The following is a 19,567-nucleotide window of genomic DNA, read 5'->3' as shown; positions in this document are numbered from 1 at the left end:
ACGTCAGTCACGGCCCGGTTGATACCTCGTTTGTGCTCGAGGCGACTCAACCGTTGGCCGCAATTCCAGCCGCACCGGCATGCGGTTCGGCACCATCGCGAACGCCGTGATTTCGTCGATCGTCGAAGGATCGACGGCAAGCCTCACCTTGAAGCGATTCATCAGCGTGGAAAGCACGAGGCGCATTTCCATGGCGGCGAGATGCCGCCCCGGACACACACGCGGCCCCGCGCCAAACTGCACCCATGCGCGCGGATCGTGCACGTGCGCATCGACGCCCGCATGGCCGCGCAGCCATCGGTCGGGATCGAAGCGCTCGGGCTGTGAGTAGTGGCGCGCGTCGAGCATGGGCGGCCGGGTGAGAAAGAACATCTTCGAACCGGCGGGCAGCGCAACGTCGCCCACCTCCACATTCTCGACAGGCTCGAACGCCATGATCGCGGCCACGGGGCGAAAGCGCAGCGTTTCGCTGCACACGGCTTCGAACAGGTCGAGGTCCTTCACGAGGCCGTACTCCGGACACACAACGCGAGCACCCAGCACCGCGCGCGCTTCATTGGCGAGGCGCTGCTGCAGCGGTTCGTCGGCGCTTAGATAGTAGAGCGACCACGCCAGCGCGTTGGCCGTGGTGTCCTCGCCCGCCAGCAACAGCGTGAGCACGTTGGCGGCGATGATGTCGTCGGTCACGTCGGAGCCCGGCTCATCTCGGAGCGCAAGCATCGCTTCGAGCAGATGGCGCGGCGCATCGGAAGGCTCGTCGCGCATGCGCTCGCGCGAGCGCGCCATCATCCCGCGTATCGTCCGATGCACTTCGGCCAACGCCCGGTCCGTACGGCGGTCGCGCGGCAAACGCACGTAGCGCCAGTACGGAAACGGCGCGTTCACGCGATGCATGAGCGTCGGGAAAATCTGCGCGAGATGCTCCTGAATCACACCCCGCTCCTGTACGAGCGTGCGCGGGTCCTCGCCGAACGCGAGCGCGCTCGTCACGTCCACCGTGTAGCGCTTGAGGTCGTCGGTCATTTCGACCACGTCGCCGCGCTCGGCCGCGCGCTGCCAACGGTCGTAGAGACGCGCCGTGATGGTTTGCAGCGTGGGATAGAAGCCGCGGATGTGCGGGACGGAGAGCGCCTGCATGACGAGCCGGCGCTGCGGCTCCCACGCTGCGCCCTCGGCCGAGAACACCCCGTTGCAGCCGATCTCGGCAAGTACAGGTTCGAGCGACGCGTAACGCCGGTAGCGGTGCGGACGCTCGCGCATCACGCTCTGGCTCAGCTCCGCGTCGCTCCATACCGTGACGGGCATGCCGCAGATCTGGAAGCGATACGGCGTGCCGAGTTCCTGCGCCCATCGTTCGAGCACGCGATGCAGCTTAGGCGCATCCAACTGATGGAGGTTGCCGAGGAGCGGCAAGCCGCGCGGGCACGGCAGGTCGCGCACCTGGCGAAGGCGCCGGGCGGAGGATGCGGCGGCGTCCATTTAGCGGCGAGGAGACGGCGCTCAGTCGAGCGACATCCCCAGTTCGGCGGCCATGCGTGTGACGAGCGCTTGCAGGCGCGCGACTTCGTCGGCGAGACGCTGCTGCTCGGCGCGTACCGCCTCGAAGTCCGCGAGCGAGACGCTCTCACCGGCTTCGTCGCGAGCACCGGGTGCGATGCTCCCCGCGGCGACAAAACTCGCCATGTTCACTTCGCCGCACAGCAAATGCATCCAGCGGCTTTCGCGCTCGCCCGGCGCGCGCGGCAGCTTCACCACGAGCGGCGGCTCGCGCTCGGCCAGTTCTTCCAGGAAACCTTCGACCGACGACACATCGGCGAACCCGTGCAGGCGCGACGAGTTCAGGCGCAATTCCGCCGCCGTCTGCGCGCCGCGCAGCAGCAGGACGGTCAAGAGCGCCACGGCCTGGCTCGGCACGCCGAGCACGCGGTTCAGGTTGTGCTCGAAGCGCGGCACGCGGCTGCTGCTGCCTTCGAACACCAGGCTCAGCAGCTTGAGGTCTTCGATGGCGGCCAGCACGTCGGCTTCGCTCACGTTCATGACCGGCGTGCGCGCGGTCTTCTGGTTGCAGCCGAGCGTGAGCGCGTTGAGCGAGAGCGGATAGGTGTCGGGCACCGTGTGCTGCTTTTCGACCAGCACGCCGACGATACGCGCCTCGATCGGCGAGAGCGCGCGCAAGGCGCGCGGCGAGGAAGCATCGGCAGGAGAATTCATGGGCAGATCAGTCCGCTGGGGTACAGGTTGGAATCAGGCGTTCGATCATACGCGCGCCGGGCTCCGCGCAGAAGGCGGGTGTCTCGCCCGCAATCAGCCTGGAATCAGCCCGCGATCAGCTTCAACCCCGCCGGCAGCGCCTCGCCGAATACCCGGCCCGTGTCCGCCGTATCGAGCGCCACGACTTCGCGCACCATCGTCACCCACGTAGGCGGCGCGTTCGCCGACTCCATGCGGCGCACCACCGTCTCGCGCAGTTCGGGCGGCAGGTCGCGCGAGCGGTCGCCCGTCATGCGCGCGATCTGCGCGGCTGCGAACATCGCCGGTTCGATCTTTTTCCAGTCGAGCGCCAGGATCGCATCGAGCCAAAGCGCTGCGGTTTGCGGCGGCACCACGCCGTGCGCGCTGCCGTAGAACGGCTGGCGCGCGCCGATGCGGCCGACCGCCCACCACGTCTGATGATTCTCCGAAGGCTTCTGCAGCCGCTGCAGCAGCCGCTCGCCGATCTCGATCTTGCGCTCGGCCGCGATCTGCTCGAGCGATGCGTAGAGGCGGATCATGTCCGCATGTGCGAGCTTCGCGGGGTCGAACGGCAGCTTGTGGCGCTTCGCGCCGGCTGCTGCTTCGAGGTAGGTCATCGCCTCCAGCACCTCGTTCTGCTGCGCCTCGTTCAGACCGCCCGCCGCGCGCCGCCAGAGCGTCCACCACTCCGACCACACCTGGCCTTCGTTGACGAACTGGATGCCGTCGTCGAAGAGCGTCCAGAGCTGTTCGACGCGCCATTCGTCCAGCGGATAGCCGAAGCCCGGCCGCAAGCTGAAGCCGGCCAGGTTCAACCACAGGCGTTCATGATCGGCGGAGCGCCGGCGCTTGCCCGCGCGCTCCCAGAGCACGCCGAACAGCTCGCGCAGGAGCGGGCCGTCCCAGTTCTGGCGCGGCCCGAGCCGCTCTTCGAGATGCGCGCGCAGGCGCTTCACTTCCTTCGCGTCGACCTTGACGGAGCGCGCGCCGAACACGCGTTCGATCGCTTCGATGGCGTCGTCGAGGCCCGCGTGACGTGACTCGCCGTTCGCCGCCGCGCCGCCCTCGTGCTCGGCGCGGCGCAGCGCGATTTCGAGCAGCCAGCGTTGCGAGGCGTCGTCGGTGGCGATGCAGTGCATCTCCAGCGTGCCGACTTCGGTCAGCGCGGTCGTGAGTTTGACGGGGCGCTCGCGCGCCGTCTTCGCATCGGCGCCCACCGGCACGACCGTCGCGAGCGGCGGCAGGCGCACGAAGTCGCCCGCTGCCAGATCGGCCAATTCGCCGGGCTGCCATGCGGTGTCGGCCACTGTCGATGCGAGGTGGAACTGCACCGGCTGGCCAAGTTGCAACGCGAACGTCCGGTCGTCCAGACGCAGCTCGTGACCTTCTTCCGTGCCGCGCGGGAGAACGCACACGCCGCGCGGTGCGGCATCGGCTCCAGCGCCTTCGTCTAGCACGAGAAAGTAACTGCGCGGCGAGCCGCCGCCAATGCGCGGCGCGTGACCCGCGCGCGCGAGCGCATAAGCGACCGCGCCGCGCGCGACGGCCACGTCGGGTTGATCGTTTTGCAGCACGTTGAGCGGCTCGCCGCGCCAGGCGCCGAGCGTATCGGCCAGACGCTGCGCGAGCGAGCGAGCGCGGAACACGCCACCGTTGAGCAGCAGCGCGTCGGGCATGGGCAGCGCCGTTTCCGGTTCAGCGGCAGCGCCAGAAGAACCCAGCGCCTCGCGCGACTGCGCGGCAAAGCGCTGCAAAAACGCCGCGATATGGCGCGTGATGGCCGGATCGGCGGCATAGGGCAAGCCGAACTCGACGATCGCCGCGCGCGAGCGGCGCGGCATCTCACTGGCTGCGCCCATCGGAAAGAAGCCGTCCACCACGATCTGCGCGACTTCCTCGCGGCCAAGCTGCGTGGTGCGCGCGCCGCCCACGAGACGCGCACCCGCGCCGAGCAGCGTAATCGGCACCGATTCGGGCGCGCTGGGCTCGAGCAGTTGCTCCTTCGCGACACGGCAGCGCTCCACGAGCTGCGAGAGGCTCGCTGCGCTCAACCGCGTTTGCGCGTTCGCGAGCCGACTCTCGGCCAGATGCGCAAGCGCGAGATCCATGTTGTCGCCGCCCAGCATCAGATGATTGCCCACGCCGATGCGCGTGAGCTGCGGCTCGCCGTTCTCGAACTGCACCTTGATGAGCGTGAGGTCGGTCGTGCCGCCGCCCACGTCACACACCAGCACGAGGCGCGACGCGCCCAGCTCCGCGTCGAGCGTCGCGCGATGGTGGTACAGCCAGTCGTAAAACGCGGCTTGCGGTTCTTCGAGCAGGCGCAGCGCGGGCAGCTTCGCGAGCCGCGCCGCTTCGAGCGTGAGCGCGCGCGCGCCGTCGTCGAAAGAGGCGGGCACGGTCAGCACCACGTCCTGATCTTCGAGCGGCGCATGCGGGAAACGATGGTTCCACGCGGCGCGCACGTGCGCGAGATAGCTCGCGCTCGCGCTCACCGGCGAAACCTTGGCGACGTCGTCCGGCGCGCCCCACGGCAGGATGGGCGCGAGGCGGTCCACCGCCGCGTGCGAGAGCCAGCTCTTGGCGCTCGCCACGAGCCGGCCGGGCACCTGCGCGCCGAGCGTGCGCGCGAGGCGGCCGATGACGGCGTCATCGCCGGGCGAAGGCGCGCTCCACGGCAGCCGCAAATCCCCCGCCGCAAGCTCGCCTGCCGCCGGGTGATAACGCGCGGAAGGCAGCAACTTCTGCGCACCCACTTCGCCGAGGCCGGTGAGCTGCTCGACGTCGAACACGCGGATAGCGTCGCCGCCTGCCTCCACGTACGCCACGACGGTATTGCTCGTCCCCAGGTCGATGCCGACGACGTATTGCTTCATCGGGCTCAGTCGCCTGCTCCGCCACGCACGTCGAACTCGACCTTCCAGCGCTCGTTCGTGCCGCTCGGCATGGCTTCGAGTTCCAGCGTGCCCGCTTCCGTCACGCGCGCGTGCAGCTTCACGGGCACGACTTCGCCGGGCGTGCGGCCTTCGGTCGGCAGCGTGGCCTGGATTTCCTCCAGTTCCTGCAATTCTTCGGGCGACCAGTAGTCGAGCATCGTGCCGACCTGATCCTGACGCCGCACCGAAGAGCCGAAGAAACGGAAGTGCACCGGCTCGCCCACCACGAGGCCGAACTCCTGCGGCGGCAGCGCCGCCTCCGTGCCCTCTTCCATGCCGAAAGGCGCGACACAGAGCGCCGAAACCGGCGGCTCGAGGCCCGGCACGGCCGGCATGGCCGATTCGACCGCCACGTAGTACGCGCGCGCCGTGCCGCCGCGAATGCGCACGCCCTTGCCGCGCTTCACGTAGCCGTAATAGGCTGCGCCGCGCGCCACCGCGAGGTCGAGATCCGCGCCGCCGAGCAGACGCGCGGGCGCGGCGCCCTCAGCCGCCAGCCAGCCGTTGACGATATCGAGCACGCGTTGCGAGAGCAGCGGCGACTTGAAAACGCCGCCGTTGAAGAGAACCGCGGTGGGATGCAGGAAAGTCGCGCCTGCGGGCGGTGCGCCAAAGCCTTCGAGTTCCGCGAGTGCCTGCACCTGGCGGCCGAGGAAGGCCGCGAGATGGCGCGTGACGCCCGCGTCCTGCGCATACGGCAGGCCAAGCTGCGTGAGACCCACGCGCGTGCGCGCGGCGGGGCGCGCCGCGGCGTCCACCTGCGGGAAGAAGCCTTCGAGGATGATCTGGGTGAGTTCGGTGCGCGTGAGTTCCGTGCGGATCGACCCGCCGATGAGCTTCGAGCCGCGGCTCGGCACGACGATCGGCACCGTATCGACGGAGGCGTCGCTCAGCAGCGCTTCCTTCGCCGAGCGGCACGCGTAGGTCAGCGCGCGCAGTTGCCACGGGTCGGCTTGTGTGCCCTGAGCCGCGAGCTTGCGCGCGACCACATGCGCGAGCGCGAGGTCCATGTTGTCGCCGCCGAGCAGAATGTGCTCGCCCACGGCCACGCGGTGCAGTTCGAGATTGCCTTCGCGCTCGACCACGGCGATCAGCGAAAGGTCGGTCGTGCCGCCGCCCACGTCCACCACGAGGATGATGTCGCCGACCCTCACTTCCTTGCGCCATGCGCCGCCGCTCTTCTGGATCCAGCTATAGAGGGCCGCCTGCGGCTCTTCCAGCAGCGTCATGTTCGCGTAGCCCGCCGCCTGCGCCGCTTCGGCCGTCAGTTCGCGCGCGGCGGGGTCGAACGAGGCCGGAATCGTAACGGTGATCTCCTGCTCGCCGAACGGCGCCTTGGGGTGCGCGTGGTCCCACGCCTCGCGCAGGTGCGTGAGATAACGCACCGAGCTTTCGAGCGGCGAAACGCGCGTGACTTCAGGCGGTGCATCGTTGGGCAGAATGGCCGCGCGGCGATCCACGCCAGGGTGACACAACCAGCTCTTCGCGCTCGAAACGAGGCGGATCGGCGTGCCCGCGCCGCGGCTGCGCGCAAGCTCGCCCACGGCGTACTCGCGTGTGGTGGTCCACGGCAACGTGAGGTCGCCGGGCGTCAGCTCGCCCGCGTGCGGCAAATAGAGAAACGAAGGCAGCAGGTCAGGCGATTCCAGGGTGCCCGGCGCTGTGAGCTGGGTCACGTTCAGCACGCCCTGCTGGGTCTTTTCGCCATCGCTGGCGGTGAGGTCGACGTAGGACAGCGCGCAATGCGTCGTGCCGAGGTCGACGCCAATCGAATATCGCGGATCGCTCACAGTTCCACCTCCGCCGGCGCGATGATGCGCGCGTCGTGCGTCTTGACGAGTTGCGGCAGTTTGACTTCCTCGACGCGCCAGCCGCGATGCGTGAGGCTGCCGCTGAACGGCGCCTCGCCGACCACATTGCCGGTGAGTCGCACGGCGGCGGCGTCGAAGCCGGCCGGCAGCGTCACACGCGAGCCTTCGGACTCGCTGCGCACCGGGCGGATGGCGAAGTGGTCACGCAGCGTGGCGCGGCAGCCTTCGTGGACGATGCGGGCGGCGGCGCCGATATCCGCATCGGCGTAACCGGCAATGTCTTCCTCGACGAAATCGACAAAGCGCGCGTTGCGCTGAAGCAGGCCGAGCAGTTGCAACGCGGCGTCGGGCGTGGCTTCCTTGATGACGGTCGGCGCGGGTGCGGGTGCCGGCGCCGGCTTCGCGACCGGAGCCGCTGCGGGTGCAGGCGCGGCGGCGGCGGGTGCAAGTCCGCCCTCACGCAGACGGCGCACGTTGGCGGCAAGCTCGCCGTCGCCGAGGATCGCGAAGAACGATCCCAGCGCGACCGAAAGGCGGCCGAAGAAAGACAGATTCGATTCGGGCATGTAGACGACTCCAATATCGCTTGAGGGCTCGCGGCAAGGCGAGCCGACCTGCCGGGCTCGCAAACGAGGCCCGATCGATGCCTGGAAGGAGGCGGCCGGCAGGGGAAACTCGAGCCCGGTGCGGGCTCAAAACCCGTATTTTGCCTTGTCGCGGGCGCAAGCCGGTCAAAATGCGGGATTTGGCGGGGGAATGGCGTGCCCGGCGCGGGGCGCGGAGCTTTGATGACGGGGGGGCGCTGGGCGGCGCGGCGGGCTATGCGCGCGGGCGGCGCGGCGCAATCCCGGCTGTCAGAAGTTGAACGTTGCCACCCTCAAATGGCGCGTCAGGGTCGAGAAATGGGGCACGACGACTGGCGTGTGCGCGCGCCAAGGCAAGCACCGCCACCACGCTTCGCTTGAAAGCCCCCAGCGCATTCAGGGAAAGATCGGCGACGTCGGCTCCGCGCCTTCCACATCGGCGCGCGGCACATGCTGGGCGATGCTCTCCTCGATCTCCGCTTCGCGCGAGCCGGGCACGTCGGCCATGACCAGCAACTGGCCGTGCTCGATAGGATCGCTGAAGCGCGTAAGCCGCGTGTTCGGTTCGTCCACGCCGATCATGCCGGCCGCCCACGCGCCGAATACCGCGCCTGCCAGGGTCAGCGCGACGACCACCCCGCCCGTGATGTCGAAGTTCGCGGGCGGAAACATCAGCGCCACAAGGCCGACGATTGCACCGGTCGCAGCGCCGAACATCACGCCGCGCTCCAGTGCATGCACGACGTCACTGCGCTGCAGCAGCGAGGCCTCGGGCAAGCGTTCGAGCCCCACGCTGTGATTGGCGAGCACGTGGATATGACGCCACGTGATGCGCGCACGCAGCAGATCGTCGACGATCGCCTGCGCCGTGGTGGTGTCGGGAGCGAGGAAATAGAGGCGTCTCATGGTGGCCCTCCTTCGGTCACGCGGCTACGCGCTTGCGGCCTGCTCGCTGCCCCATGACTACGATGCGATTCCGATCATCCTACGCCTGAGTTTCTGTCAGCGCGACAGCCTGATGCTAGATCTCGACGCGCGCGCCGACCTCGATCACGCGATTGGCCGGCAGCTTGAAGAACGCTGCGATATTCCCGACGTTGTGCAGCATCACCGCGAAAAGACGCTCACGCCAGATCGCCATGCCATGGCCGCGCTTCGGCACCACTACGGCGCGGCTCAGGAACCACGACGTTTCGTCGAGATCGAACGTCAACTCCGCCGACTTGTAAGCGGCGAGTGTGCATGGCAAATCGACCTCGTCCTTGAATCCGTAACTGACGACAACGTAATAGCAGCCCGGGCAGAGCAATTCGACCTTCACGCGTTCGCTTTCGGCTACCCACGGCACGTCTTTTGTCACCACGCTCAGGAATACTACGCGTTCGTGCAGCACCCGGTTGTGCCGCAGATTGTTGACGAGCGCATGCGGTACGGTGTTTGCATTCGGCGTGAGGAAGATCGCGGTGCCGCCCACGCGCACGGGATTGCTCTCCAGCAGCGTCGCAAGATAGGGCTTGAGAGGCTTCTTGCCGGCGCGCACGCGCGCCTCGGCCGCCATCATTTCCCAGCCCTTTCCCCAAGTCGCCATGACTGTGAACATCAGTCCGCCGATCACGAGCGGGAACCAGCCGCCGTCCACGATCTTGAGCAGGTTGGCCGAGAAGAAGACGGCATCGATCACGAAGAAGAACGCCGTGGCGAGCAGGCACAGCACCCAGTTGTAATGCCACGCGTAACGCACGACGAAGAACGTGAGGAACGTCGTAATGAGCATCGTGCCGGTCACGGCGATGCCATAAGCGGAGCCGAGCGCGGTGGACGAACGGAACCCCACCACCGCCGCCACCACGGAGACGAGCAGGATCCAGTTGATGCCGGGCACGTAGATCTGCCCCATCTCGCGCTCCGAGGTATGCACGATAGTCATGCGCGGCAGGAAGGAGAGTTGCATGGCCTGCATCGCCATCGAATAGGTACCCGAAATAACGGCCTGCGAGGCAATGACGGTGGCGACGGTGGCGAGCACGATCATCGGCACGATGGACCACTGCGGGAAGAGCCGGTAGAACGGGTTTTGCACCGCGCCGGGGTTCGCCAGCAGCAGCGCGCCCTGGCCGAGATAATTGAGCGCGAGCGCGGGAAACACAATGCCGAACCACGTGAGGCGAATAGGCTGTTTGCCGAAGTGGCCCATGTCGGCATAGAGCGCCTCGGCGCCCGTGAGCGAGAGCACGACCGCGCCCAGCGCGACAAAGGCGAGCCAGCGGTGATGCAGGCAGAACGCGAAACCTTCGCGCGGATCGAGCGCGAACAGCACGGCCGGCGCTGAGGCAATGTTGGTCACGCCCGCCACGCCGATCACGACGAACCAGAGCACCATCACCGGCCCGAACACAGCGCCGATGCCTCCCGTGCCATGCTTTTGCGTGAGGAACAGCACGATGAGCGCCGCAAGCGTCACCGGAATCACATAGGTCTTGAGCGCGGGCTCGGCCACCTCGAGGCCTTCCACCGCGCTCAGCACCGAGATGGCCGGCGTGATCACGCTGTCGCCAAAGAAGAGCGCCGCGCCCATCACGCCGATCACGAGTAGCGTGTTACGCAGATGCGGCCGCGACGCGACCGAGGAAGCCGCGAGCGCGAGCAGCGCCATGATGCCGCCCTCGCCGTGATTGTTCGCGCGCAGGATGAGCGCGACGTACTTGAGCGAGACGACGATCATGAGCGACCAGAAGATCAGCGAGACGATGCCTACGATATTGAAAGCATTGACCGCGAGGCCGTTGGCGGGATCGAACACAGTAGCGAGCGTGTAGAGCGGGCTCGTACCGATGTCGCCGTAGACCACGCCGAGCGCGGCGAGAGCGAGCGCGGGAAGCGCCGGGCGATGCGGGCCGGAGTCGCCAAGGCGCCCGTGCGCGTGCGCCGCGGATGCGGATTGTCCCATGTCTCCCTCCTCGTGGCTGCCGCATGCGGGCCGGGGGCCGCGCGGCCTTGTCGCTTTGTATTGGCGAGGCTGCCCCTGTTGGGCGCGCTAGTCGAAGTATAGGAACTTCGGCCAGAAATGCGCTTCGCGTGGCACGCACCGGTTACCGCGCCGCGCGTGGCGCCGTGCTTTCGCAAAACTGTCATAGTCGAGCGTATTTTCCTGACCATTCGCCCGATCGATCGTGCCGCCCGGTACGCGTACAACCACAAGGACTTGCACAATGCGAACCCGCTTCACGTTCCTCTGCGCCGCGCTGTCGCTCGCTGCCTGCGCGTCGCAGCCCCCTTCCACACATCAGGACGCCGGAGCGCTTTCTGCGCAACCCGCGGCCTTCGCGCAGGGCGGCGCCATCGCGCACGGCCGTGCGGTGAAAGTCATGATCGTGGCGATGTTCGCGCCCGAAGCGAAGACATGGCTCGAGCGTCTCGGTCCCTGGGAGTCCGTGACGATCGCGGGCCTCTCGCCCGATTACCCCAACGTGCAATGCAATGCCGACGACGTCTGCGTGATGACGACCGGTATGGGCCACGCAAACGCCGCCGCCTCGACCATGGCCCTCGCCTTCGCGCCTCAGTTCGATCTGCGCAAGACCTACTTCCTCATCGCGGGCATTGCGGGTGTGAACCCCGAGCACGGCACGATCGGCTCGGCGGCCTGGTCGGACTGGCTCGTCGATTTCGGCCTGCAGTGGGAGATCGACGGCGATGGCCGCCCGCGCGGCTGGCGCACCGGGTATTTGGGCATCAATACGAAAAGTCCCAACGAGAAGCCAGCGCTCGACTACCGCACCGAGGTGTTCCGCGTGAACCCGAGACTTACCGAAGCTGCCTGGGCGATCTCGCACGACGTGACGCTCGCCGATAACGCGCAGGCCCAGGCCGCGCGCGCGAAATATGCTTACGCGCCCGCCAACCGACCGCCCACGGTGATCCGTTGCGATTCGGTCGCCGACGACACCTGGTGGTCGGGCAAGGCGCTCGGCGCGAGGGCAAGCGCGTTCACGCGCCAGCTGACTGGCGGACAAGGCGTGTACTGCATGACGCAGCAGGAGGACAACGCCACGTTCGAAGCACTCAGCCGCGCGGCGCATGCGCAACGTGTGGACCTCGATCGCGTGGCCGTGCTGCGCGCGGGCTCGGACTTCGATCGTCCGTATGCGGGCGAATCGAATGCGGCGAATCTGCTGAACTATGCAAGCCAGGGCGGCTTCGCACCTGCGTTGGAAAACCTCTATCGCGCGGGCCATCCGCTCGTTCAGACCATCGTCGCGCATTGGAGCGAATGGCAGGATGGCGTTCCTTCGAGCGCCTCTTCAAGCGCGCCTCGTTAACGGCGTCACGCCCTGTCCCCGCTTTGCCGCGTTACATCGAGGAATCCTTGTGAGGAATACAGACGATCGATGCATGCCCCTACCCGGTACGCATTGCCAATTCGCACAGCAATTACAGCGCACGACCGTTCATACGCATTGCGCATGGGAATGCGGGATTTCCTTTACTGAAATCCTCCTTTGACCGGATAGCTTTATCACGGCATCTATGCCAGATTAGGTCTCACTCATTTCGAGCGCAGCGCAGGGGTCGCGAAGCGATGCGCCATGATTCCACGGGGGACAGCATGGACGGTTACTTCGCTCCCCTTCATGCCGCCACGCCCATCATGTTCGCGAATGTGCCCGCGTGTGGTCATTCGCGAGCGAGTGCGTCATGAGTGCCGCCAGCATCGTCGTGCTCGGCGCGGGGCCAGCGGGCGCGGCCGTTGCGCGCGCGCTCGCCGGGCTCGGTTATCACGTGCAGGTGGTGAGCGACTGGCGCCGCTTCGACGCTGCCGAAACCTTATCGGCACGCGTGATCGAAGCGCTGCGCCGCGCGGGCCTGCATCGCGCGGCGAGTTGCGGCGAGGGACCCTGCGTGCGCACCACGCTCTGGAACGGCGCGCTGCAAACGCTCGACGCCGAATTTCTCGTCGATCGGCGCGTGTTCGATGCGGCTTTGCGCGAGGACCTGTGCAGCGCGAACGTAGACGTGATCGAGGCGAATGTGCGCTCGCTGCAGTCCACTTCCGCGGGTCACGACCTCATGATCGAAACCGCCGACGGACCGCTCACTTTGCGCGCGGACTTTCTTGTCGAAGCCCGCGGCCGCCTCGCACCGCTATTGCGCGACGCCACGCGCGGCCCGCAAACCGTGAGCCTGCTGAACGTATGGCAGGGCCGCGCGGGCGCGGCCGCCACTGCAGTGGAAAGCCTGCCAGCCGGCTGGGCATGGATGGCGCGACTAGGCGACGGTCGCTGCTACTGGCAATTGACGCTCGACGTCACGAACCCTGAACTGCCGCAGCGCGATGAACTGCTCGCGTTCTGCGAGCGCATGCGGCACTCCCCGCTTGCCAGCGACTTCTTCGCAGGTGACGCCGCGAATGACGCGCGCCTGTCTGCGCGCAGCAGCACCGCCACGCTGTGCGGCCGTACTGGCGGCTACAACTGGCTGCGCGTGGGCGACGCCGCCATGGCCGTCGATCCGCTCGCGGGCAATGGCGTGTTCCAGTCGCTCACCACCGCATTGCAGGCGCCGGCGGTGATCCACACGCTGCTCGCGCGGCCCGAGCGCGCGCCCCTCGCGCTGCGCTTTCACCAGCAGCGCATCGAGCACTTGTTCATGCGCTTCGCGCGCACCGGGCGCGATGTGTATGCGCTCGAACAGCGCTGGACCACGCAGCCCTTCTGGCAAACGCGTGGCGCGTGGCCCGACGACCGGCCTGCTCACGTAAGCGCCGATTTCAACGAGTTGAACGTGGGACGCGCGCCCGTGATCGATGGCGGCATGATTGCAGAAGCGGACGTGGTCGCGAGCCCGGACCAGCCGCTCGGCATCTGGCATCTCTGCGACGCTGCGCTCGCGCCCGTGGTCGAAGCGCTGCGGCGTGAGCCCGCTGAGCAGGTGCTCAAGTCACTCGATGCGGATCAGGCGCGGATGATCCGGCACTGGCTTGCCATGCAGGACTATCCTTAGTCGCGACTTTCGCATGTTCCATCGCACTACTGATCGCCTGCGACCGCCTCACCCGCGCTCCTGCCCGGCCGTTTCCAGGAGCGCCCGTGTCCCCGCCGACCGGTCATACGCGCGCGTGGCGATCACCACTTCGCTATCTCCATTCGCCATTGCGAGCGGCTTGAACACCGCGCCTTCCAGACCAAAGCGCGCGAGCGTGAGCGGCACGACGCCAACGCCAAGCCCCGCCGCCGCGAAGCTCATCACGCCCACGGAATCCGTCGTGCGCAAGACCCTCGCCGGCTCGAACCCGGCCTCCAGACACATCACGCGCGAATACGAGTCGGGCCTCTCGCGCGAAGCCGTGCATGCGCTCGCCGACCATGTTCACCCGATCGCCGATGTGGGCGCGTCCATTGCGTCGGGGTCGTTCCGCACGCTCGGTATGCTCGTCGTGCCGTGCTCGATGCGCACCGTGGGCGAAATCGCCTCGGGCGTCACGAGCACGCTGCTCACGCGCGCCGCCGACGTGGTGCTCAAGGAACGCCTGCCACTCGTGCTGATGGTCCGGGAAGCGCCGCTGAACCTGATCCACTTGCGCAACATGACGACGGTGACCGAGGCCGGCGCAGTGGTGCTCCCGCCGGTGCCCGCGTTCTACGCGAAGCCCGCGAGCCTGCAGGCCATGGTCGATCACTCGGTGAGCCGCGCGCTCGATCAGTTCGGGCTCGATACAGAACGCATAGCGGCGTGGCGCGACGCGTGCAGCCGTCGTGGACACGCCGCGCATAATTAGGGAACGTGCATCGCAGTATTAAGTTTCGGCGTAAAATGCGCCGTTCGCCGCGATGGACCGGCGGAGAAGCCTCACGCCAGCGATGCACGTCGATCTACTTACCATCTACTTTCTCCTGATCGGGACCCTGCTAGCCAGTTCCCTGATCACGCTCTGGGAGCACCGAACGCATCCCGCGCGCAGCAAGGCCTTGCGAATTCTGGCCGCGGGATACGCCACCCTCGCAACCGGGTGCGCCGCGGTACTCGTGCGCGCCGACCTGCCGGGCGTATGGGGTGCTGCGCTGAGCAACCTCATCATCATGACCGGCTATCTGCTGGTCTTGCACGGCGTCGCGACGCTGAACGGCCGGCAATACCGGGCAGGCTCGATCGCCCTGCTCGCGCTGATCGCGCTGACATGGGCCACATGGGGCGCACGGCATCCAGCCGACATGTGGTACTACGCGAGCGCGCTTCCCATTGCGCTGGTAAGCGCCATGACCTCGCGCGAGCTATTACGCGGCGACGGCATGAAAGGGGTGCAATCGCGCCACGTCGCGACGTTCGTAACGGGATTCCATGCGCTTTTTTACCTGTTCAGGACGTTTGTGCTCCCCGTGCTAGGGAGCCGCTATGGGGACGGCTTCGTCGCGCTCGCCAGCAAGATCACGATGTATGAAGGCGTGCTGTATTCGGTCATTCTGCCCATGTCCTTGCTCAAGCTGATTCGCGAGGAAACCCACGGGCAGCTTTTGCGCGAATCCCAAACGGATTACCTGACCCGCCTTGGCAACCGCCGCTGGTTCTTCGAAGAAGGCGAGCGCGTGATGAACGAGGTCCGCTCGCGTGCGCCCGCGGCGCGCCAGCCGCTTTCGCTCCTCGCCTTCGATCTCGACCACTTCAAGACCATCAACGACCGCTACGGCCACAAGACCGGCGACGACGTCCTCAGGGCGTTCGCGGACATTGCCCGCAGCGCCATGGGACCCGACGCGATCCTCGCCCGCATAGGCGGTGAAGAGTTCGCCGCCCTCCTGCCGGGCCATGACCGCTTGCGCGCCAAAGCGGTGGGCGAAGCGATCGCCAGGCGTTTCGCTCAAACCGTGACGCACAAGATCGAGGGCGTCGACATACGCGCTACGGTGAGCATTGGCCTTGCGCAGCATGGTCACGAGGCGTCCACGCTCTCCGACCTGCTGGCCGCTGCCGACGCCGCGCTCTACAGCGCGAAATCGCTGGGCGGCAACCGGCTCGAAATGCTGCTTCTCTAGCGCCCGCAGCCAGGTTAGCCCCAAGTCAGCTCGACGTTGGTAATTTGTAAGCTGCGCGCATCCTTTTTGCTAGCCCACTTAAACCCGCCCTATCCGGTCGGGGGCGCAACCGCGTCGAGCGGTAAGGGGGCACAATGGCAACGATCGATTCCCGGATTCGGGTGGCAATTTCCGCCGGACTCATTTTCCTGCTCGCGGCTTGTGGCGGCGGTGGCGGCGGCGGAGGAGGCAGCGGCTCGAGCACCGGCACGAGCACGCCGGCGGGCGGCGTCAAGCTGCAAGTCGTCTCATTCGGCGACAGTCTTTCCGACGTCGGAACCTACGCGCCGATCGCGGGCGCCGTGGGCGGCGGGCGGTTCACGACGAACCCCGGCCAGGTCTGGTCCCAGGATGTCGCGCAATATTATGGCGACACCCTGAACGCTGCCTACACGGTCAGTATCGATCACAAGCTGAGCGCGCAAGGCGGCTTCGGCTACGCTGAGGGCGGCTCGACGGTCGCCACGCCGGCCGACCAGTACGACTTCCTTTCGGACGTGATCGGCAACATCGAAATGCCGGTCAATCAGCAGGTTTCGAGCTACCTCTCCGCGCATGGCAGCTTCAACTCCGGTCAGCTCGTCCTGGTCTGGGCAGGCGCGAACGACGTGCTGCGCGCGGGCAATCCGCCCACCGCCAATACCGTCGTGCAGACTGCCGCCACGACGCTTGCGCAGATCGTCGGGCAGATCGTGCAGGCCGGCGCCACGCATGTCGTGGTGATCAACGTGCCGAACATCGGTCTCTCGCCCAAGGGCATTTCCTCTGCCGACGGCGGCGCGAATCTGACCCAGCTATCGCAGCTCTTCAACTCGACATTGAATGGCGCGTTGCAGGCCGATGGTTTGCAAGGCAAGGTCGTCGAAGTCGATGCATACACCTGGATCACGCAGCTCGTCGCGAACTTCCAGGCGAGCGGATTTACCGTGTCCAACACGGCCCAGGCGTGCGATCCTTCGAAAACGCCGGACGACACCTCGTTGCTCTGCTCACCGGCCACCTACGTCTCGGCCAATGCCGATCAGACCTATATGTTCGCCGACGACCTACACCCGACCACGCATACGCATACGCTCTTCGCGCAGTACGTCGAGCAGCAGATCGCGGCGAGCGGTCTGGGCCATTGAGTGCTGGATTCGTGCGACCGCGCCGGGCACGGGCGCGGTCGCACGCATGAACGGCGGCAGTTTTCTTCCGTCAAGACTCCTGATGATCTCCGGCGCTGGCGCCAGCAGGTCCGATATAGTTGGCCCGCGGCCGCAGCAGCGTGCCGCTGGTCATCTGCTCGATGGCGTGCGCCATCCAGCCCACGCTGCGGCCGATGGCGAATATCGCGAACACCGCGTCTTCCGGCAAGCGGCAATAGCTGGCAAGCGCGGTGAGCGCGATGTCGATCGTCGGCGCGAGACCGCGCGACGCGTGAACGTAGTCGATCAGCGCGCGCACTTCGCCCGGTGCTTCGAATGCCGCGAGCAGGTCCGCCGCGCGCGGGTCGCCTTGCGGGTAAAGCTCGTGACCGAAGCCCGGCAGCGGCCCGTTCGACTTCACCCAGCGCTCGGCCGCCGCCGCGACACCCATCTCGCGCACATTGCCGAGTAGCGCCTGCACGCGCAATGCGGCGTCGCCGTGCAAGGGCCCGGCGAACGCGGCCAGGCCCGCTAGCATGCACGAGCCGAGCGACGCACCCGTCGAGGCGGCCACACGTGCTGCAAACGCCGACGTCGTCAGCTCCTGGTCCGCCAGCAACGCGAGCGCACGCCGCAGCAAGTCCGCCTGTGCTTCGCACTGCCACGCACGCGCGAGACGCAAATGCAGCGCGCCGCTTTCACCGAAGGCGCCGATATTGCCCGGCCCGACGAAGGCGCTCGCGAAGCGGCCCACGAGGCACGCCGCTTCCTCGTTCAACCGGGCGACAACGAGCGCGCCGCTCGAACGCGGTTGCGCCGCAGCGAGCGCGATCGACGCATAGACCCGCGCGCGCGGCGGCGCGCCTTCGGGAACGCTCACGTCGTCGCGGAAGGCGGGAAAGACCGGCGCAGCGTCCGTCTCCCATAGACACTGCGCGACCTCTTCGAGCGTCGCCCGGTTCGCGAACGCGAGCGCATCGTGCCCGCGGTAGTAAAGCCGGCCCCGCGCGATCGTGGAAATACGCGTGTTGATGATGGGCTCGCCCCATGCCATCGTGCTCGCCGCGATGTTCTTGTGAGCGCGGCCCAGATCGCGTTTCTTCCTGAGCGCCGCCACATCCGAGCCGCGGTACAGCTTGCGGCTTGTGTGCTCCGGGTCCCACCGGACCTCGATGCGCCCGCGGCTCACGTACGCATACAACGTCTGCTTGCGCACGCCCAGCGCGTGACAGGCCTCCTCCTGTGTCATCCAGTTTTCCACTCGTTTTCCAGGTTGATTCACTCAATCAAGGTTGACGCGTACTGGCGGGATGCGTCAAATACAGTCAATCTGACCCGCGCATCCAGACGTAGCTCACGGGTACGGATCGACAATGATAACCGCGCCATAGAGCCCGACACTGGAGACACCGATGTCCACGCAGAGGCCCGTCAGCTACGACGCCACTGAAGTCACAAGCGCCACGCGCACGCGATTCACGATTCTGGCCGCCATCCTGCTGCTCGCGACCGTCGCTTACGCAGACCGCGCGATCCTCTCGATTGCCGGACCCGGCATAGCAAAAGAATTCGGGCTCAACCCTATCCAGCTCGGCTACGTGCTCTCGGCGTTCAGCTGGGCCTATGTGATCGGGCAGATCCCCGGCGGCCTGCTGCTCGACCGCGTCGGCACGAAAGTCATGTACGCCGCCACGCTGATCTTGTGGTCGCTCGCGACGATACTCGTCGGCTTCGTGGGCAAGGTCACGACCGATCTGTCGATGGCGCTGGGCCTGTTGTTCGCCTTGCGCTTCGCACTGGGGCTCATCGAGGCGCCGAGCTTCCCCGCCAACAGCCGCGTGACGGTCATGTGGTTCCCGAAGGAAGAGCGCGGCTTCGCGACGTCGTTGTTTGCGTCCGCATCGTATTTCGCGGTGGCGATCTTCTCGCCGTTCGCGGGCTGGCTCACCGGCAAGTTCGGCTGGCCCGCGCCGTTCTTCGCGCTCGGTCTGATCGGCATTGCCTGCGCCGGCATCTGGGCGCGCGTAATGCACGAGCCGCGCAAGCACCCGCGCATTTCGCCAGCCGAACTCGACCGACTCGTCGCGGGCGGCGCGATGATCGACATCGACTCGAAGCTCGAGCGTCTGTCTCGCCCCGCGGTGTCCGCAAAGGTGCTGCGCATGCTGCTCACCAACCGCATGCTCTGGTGCTCGTATATCGGCCAATATTGCGTCATTGCGCTGAGCTATTTCTTCATCACGTGGTTTCCGATCTACCTCGTGCAGGCGCGCGGGATGAACGTCATGCAGGCCGGTCTCGCGACGATGCTGCCGGCTATCGCGGGCTTTGTCGGCGGCATTGCGGGCGGCGCGATTTCGGACTCGCTGATCCGGCATGGCTGGAGCGTTTCGTGGGCGCGCAAGACGCCCTATATCGTCGGCATGGCGGTGGGCTGCTGCATCGTGTTCTCGGCGTTCACCGAGAGCAACACCGTGATCGTCCTGCTGATGACGCTCGCTTTCTTCGGCAAGGGCGCCGCGGCCGGCGCGGGCACCTGGGCCATCGCCTGCGATACCGCGCCGCGCGAAGCCGTGGGCCTTGCCGGCGCGATTTTCAATTGCATCGGCAATATTGGCGGTATCGTCACGCCTATCGTGTTCGGCTATATCGTGCAGGCAACGGGCGGCTACACGGCAGGTCTTTATTTTGTCGCGGCACACTGTGTGGTCGCGGCGCTGGTTTATCTCGTGTTCATGGGCCGCATCGAGCGCGTGAAAGTCAACTGACAGGTCGCGAAGCGCGCGACCACGCATCAAAACGACGCAAGGA

General features: G+C 66.8%; 15 protein-coding genes. 6 read left to right on the top strand and 9 right to left on the bottom strand.

The window, feature by feature from the left end:
• Window positions 1-3 precede the first annotated feature (3 nt).
• The 7 genes from JMY28_RS13715 to JMY28_RS13685 all read right to left on the bottom strand — a co-directional run bounded on the left by JMY28_RS13715 (window position 4) and on the right by JMY28_RS13685 (window position 10,510).
• Window positions 4-1,479 carry a cytochrome P450 gene (locus tag JMY28_RS13715; RefSeq protein ID WP_201696477.1) on the bottom strand — a complete coding sequence of 492 codons (1,476 nt, stop codon included), beginning with the start codon at window positions 1,477-1,479 and terminating at the stop codon, window positions 4-6.
• A gap of 21 nt (window positions 1,480-1,500) precedes the next feature.
• Window positions 1,501-2,211, bottom strand: a complete 711-nt coding sequence (locus JMY28_RS13710; protein ID WP_201696476.1) for a YceH family protein — start codon at window positions 2,209-2,211, stop codon at window positions 1,501-1,503.
• A gap of 104 nt (window positions 2,212-2,315) precedes the next feature.
• Window positions 2,316-5,108: an Hsp70 family protein gene (locus JMY28_RS13705; protein WP_201696475.1), complete on the bottom strand. Its 2,793-nt coding sequence runs from the start codon at window positions 5,106-5,108 to the stop codon at window positions 2,316-2,318.
• Between the two features lie 5 nt (window positions 5,109-5,113).
• On the bottom strand, window positions 5,114-6,958 hold the full coding sequence (locus JMY28_RS13700; RefSeq protein ID WP_201696474.1) for an Hsp70 family protein: 1,845 nt from the start codon (window positions 6,956-6,958) through the stop codon (window positions 5,114-5,116).
• A complete protein-coding gene (locus JMY28_RS13695; protein ID WP_201696473.1) occupies window positions 6,955-7,545 on the bottom strand; it encodes a DUF2760 domain-containing protein in 591 nt (196 codons plus the stop codon). The genes JMY28_RS13700 and JMY28_RS13695 overlap by 4 nt, the downstream gene beginning before the upstream one ends.
• A 414-nt stretch (window positions 7,546-7,959) precedes the next feature.
• A complete protein-coding gene (locus tag JMY28_RS13690) occupies window positions 7,960-8,469 on the bottom strand; it encodes a DUF1269 domain-containing protein (protein WP_201696472.1) in 510 nt (169 codons plus the stop codon).
• Between the two features lie 115 nt (window positions 8,470-8,584).
• Window positions 8,585-10,510, bottom strand: coding sequence for a potassium transporter Kup (locus JMY28_RS13685; RefSeq protein ID WP_201696471.1), 1,926 nt, complete (start codon window positions 10,508-10,510; stop codon window positions 8,585-8,587).
• Between the two features lie 262 nt (window positions 10,511-10,772).
• Here JMY28_RS13685 and JMY28_RS13680 point away from each other — a divergent pair, with 262 nt between their 5' ends.
• Window positions 10,773-11,882: a purine-nucleoside phosphorylase gene (locus tag JMY28_RS13680; protein ID WP_201696470.1), complete on the top strand. Its 1,110-nt coding sequence runs from the start codon at window positions 10,773-10,775 to the stop codon at window positions 11,880-11,882.
• A 376-nt stretch (window positions 11,883-12,258) separates the two neighbouring features.
• On the top strand, window positions 12,259-13,563 hold the full coding sequence (qhpG, locus tag JMY28_RS13675) for a flavin-dependent monooxygenase QhpG (RefSeq protein ID WP_201696469.1): 1,305 nt from the start codon (window positions 12,259-12,261) through the stop codon (window positions 13,561-13,563).
• Window positions 13,564-13,611: 48 nt separating this feature from the next.
• On the opposite strand, the gene JMY28_RS38910 is transcribed toward qhpG, so the two are convergent.
• On the bottom strand, window positions 13,612-13,833 hold the full coding sequence (locus tag JMY28_RS38910) for a type 2 periplasmic-binding domain-containing protein (RefSeq protein WP_236596851.1): 222 nt from the start codon (window positions 13,831-13,833) through the stop codon (window positions 13,612-13,614).
• Here JMY28_RS38910 and JMY28_RS13670 point away from each other — a divergent pair.
• The 3 genes from JMY28_RS13670 to JMY28_RS13660 all read left to right on the top strand — a co-directional run bounded on the left by JMY28_RS13670 (window position 13,826) and on the right by JMY28_RS13660 (window position 16,756).
• On the top strand, window positions 13,826-14,338 hold the full coding sequence (locus JMY28_RS13670) for a UbiX family flavin prenyltransferase (RefSeq protein WP_328809399.1): 513 nt from the start codon (window positions 13,826-13,828) through the stop codon (window positions 14,336-14,338). The genes JMY28_RS38910 and JMY28_RS13670 overlap by 8 nt on opposite strands.
• Window positions 14,339-14,420: 82 nt before the next feature.
• Complete coding sequence (locus JMY28_RS13665) at window positions 14,421-15,590, top strand: GGDEF domain-containing protein (protein WP_201696467.1); 1,170 nt, start codon at window positions 14,421-14,423, stop codon at window positions 15,588-15,590.
• Between the two features lie 134 nt (window positions 15,591-15,724).
• Window positions 15,725-16,756 carry an SGNH/GDSL hydrolase family protein gene (locus JMY28_RS13660; RefSeq protein ID WP_201696466.1) on the top strand — a complete coding sequence of 344 codons (1,032 nt, stop codon included), beginning with the start codon at window positions 15,725-15,727 and terminating at the stop codon, window positions 16,754-16,756.
• A 70-nt stretch (window positions 16,757-16,826) separates the two neighbouring features.
• Here JMY28_RS13660 and JMY28_RS13655 read toward each other — a convergent pair whose 3' ends face one another.
• Window positions 16,827-18,005, bottom strand: a complete 1,179-nt coding sequence (locus tag JMY28_RS13655) for a citrate synthase family protein (RefSeq protein WP_201696465.1) — start codon at window positions 18,003-18,005, stop codon at window positions 16,827-16,829.
• 163 nt (window positions 18,006-18,168) lie between these two features.
• On the opposite strand from JMY28_RS13655, the gene JMY28_RS13650 reads away from it, so the two are divergent.
• Complete coding sequence (locus JMY28_RS13650; protein WP_201696464.1) at window positions 18,169-19,524, top strand: MFS transporter; 1,356 nt, start codon at window positions 18,169-18,171, stop codon at window positions 19,522-19,524.
• Window positions 19,525-19,567: the final 43 nt, after the last annotated feature.

Source organism: Paraburkholderia hiiakae (assembly GCF_904848665.1).
In the GTDB taxonomy this organism is placed as follows: domain Bacteria; phylum Pseudomonadota; class Gammaproteobacteria; order Burkholderiales; family Burkholderiaceae; genus Paraburkholderia; species Paraburkholderia hiiakae.
Note: the sequence above shows the minus strand (reverse complement) of the source record. Positions and strands in the feature narration are given on the sequence as shown.

Coding starts and splice junctions, on each gene's coding strand:
- JMY28_RS13715 (WP_201696477.1), bottom strand. CDS start 1,479: ATGGACGCCGCCGCATCCTCCGCCCGGCGCCTTCGCCAGGTGCGCGAC.
- JMY28_RS13710 (WP_201696476.1), bottom strand. CDS start 2,211: ATGAATTCTCCTGCCGATGCTTCCTCGCCGCGCGCCTTGCGCGCGCTC.
- JMY28_RS13705 (WP_201696475.1), bottom strand. CDS start 5,108: ATGAAGCAATACGTCGTCGGCATCGACCTGGGGACGAGCAATACCGTC.
- JMY28_RS13695 (WP_201696473.1), bottom strand. CDS start 7,545: ATGCCCGAATCGAATCTGTCTTTCTTCGGCCGCCTTTCGGTCGCGCTG.
- JMY28_RS13690 (WP_201696472.1), bottom strand. CDS start 8,469: ATGAGACGCCTCTATTTCCTCGCTCCCGACACCACCACGGCGCAGGCG.
- JMY28_RS13685 (WP_201696471.1), bottom strand. CDS start 10,510: ATGGGACAATCCGCATCCGCGGCGCACGCGCACGGGCGCCTTGGCGAC.
- JMY28_RS13680 (WP_201696470.1), top strand. CDS start 10,773: ATGCGAACCCGCTTCACGTTCCTCTGCGCCGCGCTGTCGCTCGCTGCC.
- qhpG (WP_201696469.1), top strand. CDS start 12,259: ATGAGTGCCGCCAGCATCGTCGTGCTCGGCGCGGGGCCAGCGGGCGCG.
- JMY28_RS13665 (WP_201696467.1), top strand. CDS start 14,421: ATGCACGTCGATCTACTTACCATCTACTTTCTCCTGATCGGGACCCTG.
- JMY28_RS13660 (WP_201696466.1), top strand. CDS start 15,725: ATGGCAACGATCGATTCCCGGATTCGGGTGGCAATTTCCGCCGGACTC.
- JMY28_RS13655 (WP_201696465.1), bottom strand. CDS start 18,005: ATGACACAGGAGGAGGCCTGTCACGCGCTGGGCGTGCGCAAGCAGACG.
- JMY28_RS13650 (WP_201696464.1), top strand. CDS start 18,169: ATGTCCACGCAGAGGCCCGTCAGCTACGACGCCACTGAAGTCACAAGC.